This window comes from Thalassolituus sp. UBA2009, assembly GCF_002335285.1.
GTDB classification, from domain to species: Bacteria; Pseudomonadota; Gammaproteobacteria; order Pseudomonadales; family Oceanobacteraceae; genus Venatoribacter; species Venatoribacter alkanivorans.
The window spans coordinates 1-4,518 of the sequence record NZ_DDCJ01000082.1 but is presented as its reverse complement, the minus strand read 5'-3'; the positions used below and the strand labels follow the sequence as shown (position 1 = coordinate 4,518).

The window sequence follows — 4,518 nt, the reverse complement described above, 5'->3', positions numbered from 1 at the left end:
CCGGACTAAAGGCGTACGTATTAGCACCAAAGCACGCCATTTTTGCCACCTGCGACCATGGTCACCCCGTGCTTTCCGGGCCCCTGAAAAGCTTAGTTAACCCTTTGTTTTTAATAGAAAAAGTAATCATTGAACAGGAGTGTTCAAAATTGGTACTACCAAGGTCTAGCTGTCGTGTTCTGACGCTATGCTGCTAGGTTGATTCTGCATTCAAATAAAAACTAGGAGGGGTTATGGCTTTCAAGTCAGAAGACGATAAGAACGCGTACTGGCGCAAAAACCTGAAATTAATGTTCATTTTACTGGTTATCTGGGCAGTGGTGTCGTATGGCTTCGGCATTCTGTTCCGTCCAGTACTCGACATGATTCCGGTAGGTGGCGTTGGTCTGGGGTTCTGGTTTGCACAGCAGGGGTCCATTTATGTGTTCCTCGCCATTGTTGCAATTTACGCCAAAAAAATGCGCGAGCTCGATCGTGAGTTCGGCGTTGATGACGATGAATAAGTGAGGAGTTGAGCATGGATTTACAGACCTTAACTTACATCGTAGTGGGCCTGAGCTTCGCCCTCTATTTCGGTATCGCTATCTGGGCCCGTGCCGGAACCACCGGTGAATATTACGCGGCTGGCCGCGGTGTTCACCCGGTTGCCAACGGTATGGCTACCGCAGCTGACTGGATGTCTGCCGCTTCCTTTATTTCTATGGCAGGCCTGATCGCCTTCCAGGGTTATGATGCTTCTATCTTCCTGATGGGCTGGACCGGCGGTTATGTTCTGCTGGCACTCTGCCTTGCTCCTTACCTGCGTAAATTCGGCAAGTTTACTGTGCCTGACTTTATCGGCGACCGTTACTACTCCCGTACTGCCCGTATCGTGGCGGTTATCTGTCTGATCGTAGCGTCACTGACTTACGTAATCGGCCAGATGAAAGGGATTGGTGTGGCGTTCTCACGTTTCCTCGACGTGGATTATGCAACCGGTCTGTATGCAGGTATGGGTATCGTATTCTTCTACGCCGTACTGGGCGGTATGAAAGGCGTAACCTACACCCAGATCGCGCAATACTGTGTACTGATTTTTGCTTACACCGTACCGGCGATCTTTATCTCTCTGAACCTGACCAATAACCCGATTCCACAGTTTGGTTTCCTCAGTGACACCGCTGACGGTACTCCGCTGCTGGTAAAACTGGATCAGACACTGGTTGACCTTGGTTTTGCTGAATATACCGCGCAGAAAGGCGGTACCTTCAACATGCTGATGTACACCCTGTCGCTGATGATGGGTACTGCCGGTCTGCCACACGTGATCATCCGCTTCTTCACCGTACCTAAGGTGTCTGATGCACGTTCATCCGCTGGCTGGGCTCTGCTGTTCATCGCCATTCTGTACACCACTGCTCCGGCTGTGGGTTCTATGGCCCGTCTGAACCTGACCAATACCATTCAGCCTGGCCCGGTTGGCAGCGCCGAAGGTAACCTGGCTTATGCTGAACGTCCGGACTGGTTCAAGAAGTGGGAAACCACAGGTCTGCTGGCATTCGAAGATAAGAATGGCGACGGCCGTATCCAGTACTACAACGACAAGAACCCTGAGTTTGCCGCAAAAGCTGAATCCTTCGGCTGGAAAGGTAACGAAATGGTGAAAGTCGACCGTGACATCATGGTACTGGCTAACCCGGAAATCGCTAACCTGCCAAACTGGGTAATCGCTCTGGTAGCGGCCGGTGGTCTGGCGGCGGCACTGTCCACTGCAGCAGGTCTGCTGCTGGCGATGTCGACAGCCATTTCCCACGACCTGCTGAAGCGTACCTTTATGCCGGATATCGGTGAGAAACAGGAACTCATGGCTGCACGTATCGCCATGGCCGGTGCCATTCTGGTAGCGGGTTACCTGGGTCTGAACCCACCGGGCTTTGCCGCACAGGTGGTGGCACTGGCCTTCGGTCTGGCAGCCTCCTCTATCTTCCCTGTACTGATGATGGGGATCTTCAGCAGTAAAGTGAATAACAGTGGTGCGGTTGCCGGTATGCTGGTTGGTCTGGTGTCTACCCTGGTATACATCTTTACCTACAAAGGCTGGTTCTTCGTGGCCGGTACTGAAATGCTGGCGAACACTCCGGACAACTGGTTCCTCGGTGTTTCTCCGGAAGCCTTCGGTGCTCTGGGTGCTCTGCTGAACTTCGCAACAGCCTTCATTGTGTCGAACATGACTGCACCTGTACCGGATGATATCCGTCACATGGTTGAAGACATCCGCTTCCCTAAAGGAGCTGGTGAAGCGCACGATCACTGAGATCAGGCGTTTGATACAAGCATAAAAAACCGGCTTCGGCCGGTTTTTTTTATGCTGCTTGCCGGTGATAAATTATCGGGATAGCAGCGCAGGAATGTTGGCAATAAACTCAGCGGTGCAGCATGTCGTTACGCAAAGGCGCCAGTTTTTTTAATAACCGGTTCTGATCGGTATAAGGAATGCCACTGTCTGTCAGTGCTTTCTGCAGTAATTCCACCACCCGGTTAAAATCGGCTTCACCGATATTCATTCCGGTGTGTACGCTGGACATATCATCGCCACTGTAACGGCATGGACCATCACTTACCGCGCACAGCTGTTCGCTGAATTTATTGCGGAAGCGTTCAATATCCGAATCTTTAAAAAACGGATAAATCTGCCGGTCAAAACTGATTTCTTCAATAAAGTGGTCGACCACAACTGCAATGCCTTCAGCACCACCCAATCGTTCGTACAGGGTGTCTTCTGCCATCAGAGGATTCAGTAAAGACGTTGCCATCAGTAGCGTGCTACTGCAAAGCAAAGAACGGATCATCACGGCTCTCCTATTGAAAATACCCGGTTAACGATACATACAGACCGTCCTGATCATCGCTGCCGGCAATGCTGCCAAGCTGCGCCCAGGCCAGGGTAAGGTTCAGCTGTTTATGCGGAAACCAGGCAATAAAAAGATCACGGTAATCATCTTCGCGAAATGCAGTTAAATTATCGGGCTTGGTGCGGTATTCCGCTCCCACGGCCAATCCATCACGTAGCAGCACCAATGCCGAAATCTCTGGCAGCAACTGATAACTGCGTTTGTCGTCTCCGCCAAACCCAAGCAAACCCATCTGATTGGCTTTACTGGCACGCACCGTTGCGTTCCATAAAACGTTGTACCCCGCCAGTGCTGCCAGATGGATTTTACTGGCCGACAGATAAATATCCGTTCCCTGGGTATCGTTATCCGCGCCAACGGCGGCGGCCGTATCACCATCCAGCAGCCGTTTATGCTGTAACCCCAGCGCCAGCTGTGGCATTGCCGTAAACACAGCATCACCGGCGAGCCGGAGTTTGCCACCATAAACTTCCTGACGGATATCCGTTGCGGTATTTTTTAAGCGGAAATTCTGCTGTGTTGCGCTGAGTTCCAGACGGTTGTTGTAGCTCCAGCTGGCGCCCAGCACCTCCAGACGAAAATCCTGCACATCGGTGCGGGTCGTAAACGCGCTGAGACTGTGTTCGCCCTGCTCACTGTAACCACTGATCAGCGCCCAGGGCACAAGACCTCCACCAGCCGCCCCTTCCAGCTGAGTAACACCGGAGGTTGCCAGCAGACGTCCCTGTGCCAATAGCGGCACACTAAAAAGAGAACCCAGCCCCAGCAAGGTCAGGTATTTCAGCGGTGAAAAACAGCCTTTCATGATTGTATCTCCTGTTGCCGCTCAGCCGTGTCAGAATGCTGCCGGAAGTCGGCCAGCCAGCCCGCAATACTTTCGAACGCCATCGGCCGGCAGAGAAAATACCCCTGAATATAATTACAACCGGCAGCCTGAAGCCAGGTTTCTGATGCCTGATTTTCCACTCCTTCGGCGGTCACTCTCAGGCCTAATTCACGTGCCATATTCAGCGTTGAACGGACAATGATCTGGTCATCATGCGTTTCTGCCAGATTCAGGATAAAACATTTATCGATTTTAATTTCGTCCACCGGCATGCGTGCAAGTTTGGATAACGCCGAATAACCAATACCATAATCATCCATCGAGATACTGAAACCATGCTCGCGCAGCAGCTGCAGTTGTTGCAGTGATTTTTCTTCATCCAGCATCATGTCGCGCTCGGTTATTTCCAGGCAGATATCCGCCGGCCGTAGTTGCAGATCCTGCAGTTTGTGTTCAATCAGGGTGGTCAGGCCATCCCGGCAAATATCCTGAGCAGAAATATTAATAGATACCTGCAGATCAATATTATTGCGCCGCCAGACAGCCACATGCTCCAGCACCTGCGCAATAACCCAATCGGTCAGCTGGCAGATCAGGCCGGTCTGTTCGGCCAGTTCGATAAAAACATCCGGGGGAATAAAACCATCCTGTGGATGGAACCAGCGGATCAAAGCTTCGGCTTTATCGACGTTTCCCGTCAGCAGATTTTTCTGCGGCTGATAGTACATCTGTAACTGGCCATCATTGTCGTTCAGCGCCTGCTTTAACGATTTCAGAATATGCAGTTTCTGCAGGTGTTGC

The 4,518-nt window shown here is 51.6% G+C and carries 5 protein-coding genes; 2 read left to right on the top strand and 3 right to left on the bottom strand.

The window, feature by feature from the left end; genetic code table 11:
• Positions 1 to 233 precede the first annotated feature (233 nt).
• Both B3P58_RS10385 and B3P58_RS10380 read left to right on the top strand, forming a co-directional pair.
• Positions 234 to 503: a DUF4212 domain-containing protein gene (locus tag B3P58_RS10385; protein ID WP_145469407.1), complete on the top strand. Its 270-nt coding sequence runs from the start codon at positions 234 to 236 to the stop codon at positions 501 to 503.
• Between the two features lie 14 nt (positions 504 to 517).
• A complete protein-coding gene (locus tag B3P58_RS10380; protein ID WP_230330664.1) occupies positions 518 to 2,293 on the top strand; it encodes a sodium:solute symporter family protein in 1,776 nt (591 codons plus the stop codon).
• A gap of 109 nt (positions 2,294 to 2,402) precedes the next feature.
• Here B3P58_RS10380 and B3P58_RS10375 read toward each other — a convergent pair whose 3' ends face one another.
• The 3 genes from B3P58_RS10375 to B3P58_RS10365 all read right to left on the bottom strand — a co-directional run.
• The gene (locus tag B3P58_RS10375) at positions 2,403 to 2,792 is read right to left on the bottom strand and encodes a group I truncated hemoglobin (RefSeq protein ID WP_243989471.1); all 390 of its coding nucleotides are present in this window, start codon (positions 2,790 to 2,792) and stop codon (positions 2,403 to 2,405) included.
• 46 nt (positions 2,793 to 2,838) lie between these two features.
• Positions 2,839 to 3,696: a DUF3034 family protein gene (locus B3P58_RS10370; protein WP_286717382.1), complete on the bottom strand. Its 858-nt coding sequence runs from the start codon at positions 3,694 to 3,696 to the stop codon at positions 2,839 to 2,841.
• Positions 3,693 to 4,518 (bottom strand): EAL domain-containing protein (locus B3P58_RS10365; protein WP_286717381.1); only part of this gene is annotated, 826 nt, incomplete at its 5' end. The genes B3P58_RS10370 and B3P58_RS10365, both read right to left, overlap by 4 nt.